Source organism: Protofrankia sp. CiP1_Cm_nod2 (assembly GCF_920664355.1).
Lineage (GTDB): Bacteria > Actinomycetota > Actinomycetes > Frankiales > Frankiaceae > Protofrankia.
In genome coordinates this window covers 32,884-36,183 of the sequence record NZ_CAKKTL010000017.1, presented here as the reverse complement: position 1 = coordinate 36,183, position 3,300 = coordinate 32,884, and the positions used below count along the sequence as shown (strand labels likewise).

The 3,300-nt window shown below is 71.2% G+C and carries 5 protein-coding genes; all 5 read left to right on the top strand.

Annotated features, from left to right (window positions below; translation table 11 throughout):
- A partial coding sequence (locus NBW84_RS03460) for a hypothetical protein (RefSeq protein ID WP_250281618.1) occupies positions 1–651 on the top strand: 651 nt, incomplete at its 5' end.
- A gap of 63 nt (positions 652–714) precedes the next feature.
- Positions 715–1,044: a hypothetical protein gene (locus NBW84_RS03455; RefSeq protein WP_250281616.1), complete on the top strand. Its 330-nt coding sequence runs from the start codon at positions 715–717 to the stop codon at positions 1,042–1,044.
- A complete protein-coding gene (locus NBW84_RS03450) occupies positions 1,041–2,159 on the top strand; it encodes a phage late control D family protein (protein WP_250281614.1) in 1,119 nt (372 codons plus the stop codon). The genes NBW84_RS03455 and NBW84_RS03450 overlap by 4 nt, the downstream gene beginning before the upstream one ends.
- A gap of 122 nt (positions 2,160–2,281) precedes the next feature.
- Positions 2,282–2,989 carry a phage baseplate assembly protein V gene (locus NBW84_RS03445; RefSeq protein ID WP_250281612.1) on the top strand — a complete coding sequence of 236 codons (708 nt, stop codon included), beginning with the start codon at positions 2,282–2,284 and terminating at the stop codon, positions 2,987–2,989.
- Positions 2,990–3,076: 87 nt separating this feature from the next.
- Positions 3,077–3,300, top strand: a 224-nt coding sequence (locus tag NBW84_RS03440; RefSeq protein WP_250281626.1) for a GPW/gp25 family protein, incomplete at its 3' end; no start/stop codon positions are given.

Here is a 3,300-nt window from a genome sequence, read left to right as displayed (position 1 = left end):
GGGGCGCTGGCGGTCTACGACTCGCGCGCGACCGGCGCGCGGGCGTCCCGAGTGATCATGTTTCAGTACAACGCGGACTCGATGCGCCGGACGCTGGCGGACCGCAGCCCGCCGGAGCCGAAGAAGTCCGCCGGGGCCGCTAAACAGAGCGTGCTCAAGGTCGGCGGCCCACCCATCGAGACGATCGCGATGACGATCGAGCTGGAGGCGGCCGACCAGCTCGACGCGCCCAACGCCAACCGGACGGTCGCCGAGCACGGCCTCTACCCCGCGCTGGCCCTGCTCGAGCTGCTGATGTACCCGCCGGCGCTGGCCGCCGAGAAGATCGAGAAACAGGCCGCGAAGGGCGCCGTCCAGGTCAGCGACGCCGAGGTGCCGCTGGTGCTGCTGGTCTGGGGGCCGTCGCGGGTGGTACCGGTCGACGTCACCGGGTTCTCGGTGACCGAGGAGGCGTTCGACTCCCTGCTGAACCCGGTCCGGGCGAAGGTCGAGCTGACCCTGCAGGTGCTGACCTACCTGGAACTGCCGGCGGGGGACATCGGCCGGGACGCGTTCATCAGCTACCAGAAGAGCAAGGAGGCCCACGCCGGCCGTCACCAGGAGGGCGAGAACGAACAGGGCATCCGCACCGTGTTCCTGCGCGGCGGCTGAGCCGCCGGTGGCCATCGGAGGACCCGTGGTCATCGAAAGACCGAAAAGGAGAAGGAGAAAGCCGTGTTCGCCCGCGACAGCCGTTACGCCGGGGTGCCCACCCACGAGCACACGTTGCCGGACGGCCAGGTCGTCCGCTATGTCGGTGTCCGGCCGATACCGCCGGTGACGGCCATCCAGGGTTATCGGGTGATCCGCGGCGACCGGCTGGACCGGATAGCGGACGACGTCTACCGGAGCCCGGAACGGTTCTGGCGGATCTGCGACGCGAACCGGGCGCTGTGGCCGGACGACCTGGTCGCCGAGAGCGGCCGGATTCTCGTGATCCCGCCGGCCGCCGCCGGCCCGCCGCCCCGGCGCTCCGGCGGGCCGGCCGGCGGGGCGGGCCGATGACCACGATCTCCTACGAGCTGCGGGTGGACGGCGCACCGGCCGGCGCGGAGATCGTCGCCGCGATCCGGCGCATCGAGGTCGAGGAACACACCGACCTCGCCGACATGGTGCGCATCGAGATCGCCGTCGACGTGGCGCCGGACGGCTCCGGCTGGAGCGTGCTCGACGACGAGGTGTTCACCCGGCTGACCCCCGTCGCCGTCGACGTCACCATCGGCTCGGGCAACGCCCAGCCGCTGATCGACGCCCGGGTGATCGACGTCGAGCTGTCCGTGTCGTCCCGGCCGGGCAGCTCGGTGCTGCGGGTCGTCGGCGCCGACCCGAGCGTGCTGATGAACCTCACCGAGACCGTCCGGGCCTGGCCCGACGTGGCCGACAGCGACATCGCCAGCACCCTCTTCGGCGAGCACGGCCTGACCGCGGACGTCACCGCCACGCAGCCGGCCCGGCCGGAGAAGGACATGACCACGATCCAGCGTGGCACCGACATCGGTTTCCTGCGGGGGCTCGCCGTCCGCAACGGCTACGAGTGCTATGTCGAGGCCAACCCGGCCTCCGGCGCGCTGGAGGGGCACTTCCACCCGCCGAAGCTCGACGCGGCCGCGCAGGGGGTGCTGTCGGTCAACCTCGGTCCCGCCACCAACGTCGACGCGTTCACCGCCCGGTTCGACATGGTGCGCCCGACGACCGCGACGGCCGGCGGGGTGGACGTCCGCGCGGGCGCCGAGGTCGCGGTCACCGTCGACCGGTCGGGCCTGCGCGACCTGGGCGCGGCGTCGACGGCGCCGGACGGCACGGCGCGCACGGTCCTGCTCGCCGGCGCCGGCCTGTCCGAGGACGGCGAGCTCACCACGCTGGCACAGGCGGCGGTGGACCGGTCGTCGTGGGCCGTCGTCGCGGAGGGGGAGGTGAACACCGCCGCGTACGGCCGGGTGCTGCGGGCCAAACGCCCGGTGCTGATCCGAGGCGTGGGCCGGATGCTCAGCGGCGCCTACTACGTCGAACAGGTGCTGCACACGTTCACCCCCGACGGGTACACGCAGCGTTTCACCGCTCGCCGCAACGCGACCGGCGTCACCGGCCGCGAGTCCTTCGACGACGAGACCAACACCTGAAAGCCCGGCCGGGACAACAAAGCCCGGCCGGGACAACCCGCCCGGCTGGAACGTTCCAGCCGGAGCGATCCAGCCGGAGCGATCCAGCCGGAGCGATGACGAGGACAGGAGACGCGGTCCCGATGACCATGTCCGCGGTGGAGCACGGCGGTGTCACGGCCGGCGGTGGCGGCCGCTACTACGGCAAGTACCGGGGGTTCGTCACCAGGAACACCGACCCGGACAACCTCGGCCGGATCAGGGCGGTGGTGCCCGAACTGCTCGGTTCGGTCGAGACGGGCTGGGCGCTGCCCGCACTGCCGTACGCCGGGCCGGAGGTGGGCCTGTTCGTGATGCCGCCGGAGAAGGCGGGCGTGTGGATCGAGTTCGAGGCGGGTGACGTCTGCCGTCCGGTCTGGACCGGCTGCTGGTGGTCGGACGGGGGGCTGCCGAAGGACGGCGAGGGCAGCCCGGCCGAGGCGCCGATGGTGCTGCTGCGCACCAGGAACGGCCTGCTGCTCACCATCGACGACGAGCACAAGAAGATCACGGTCGGCGACGCCGACGGCAAGAACACGGTCACGGTCGACATCTCCGGCGGAACCGTGACGGTGAAGGCCGCGAAGAGCGTGGTGGTGGACGCGGGGAAGATCGAACTGACGAAGGACGCGGCCCACCCGCTGGCGTTCGGCGACGCCCTTGAGAAATACCTCAAGGATTTCGCGAAGGAGTTCAGCAAGCACATGCATCCCGGGCAGTCGTCACCGGTCGGCCCGGTGACCCCGGCGCCGCCGGCCGCGCCGATGACGCCCCCGTCGGGCCTCACGTCCAGCGCCGTGAAAACCGGCTGAGAAGCGCTGTTGGAAACGACTGGAAATAACGCTGTGAGAACCGGGTGAAAACCGGCTGGGAAGCAAGGAGGGAGAACCGTGGCGAACATGGGCGCGCCCGAGCGGCGTTTTCGGCTGGACCACCCGTTCCACGTCGACGCGACCGGGCGGGTGGCCGGCACCGACTCCGACGACCACGTCCGGGACATGATCTTTCAGGTGCTGTTCACCAACCCGGGGGAGCGGGTCAACCGGCCGGACTTCGGCTGCGGCCTGCTGGGCCTGGTGTTCCTGCCGAACAGCGACGCGCTGGCCACCGCCACCGAGTTCCT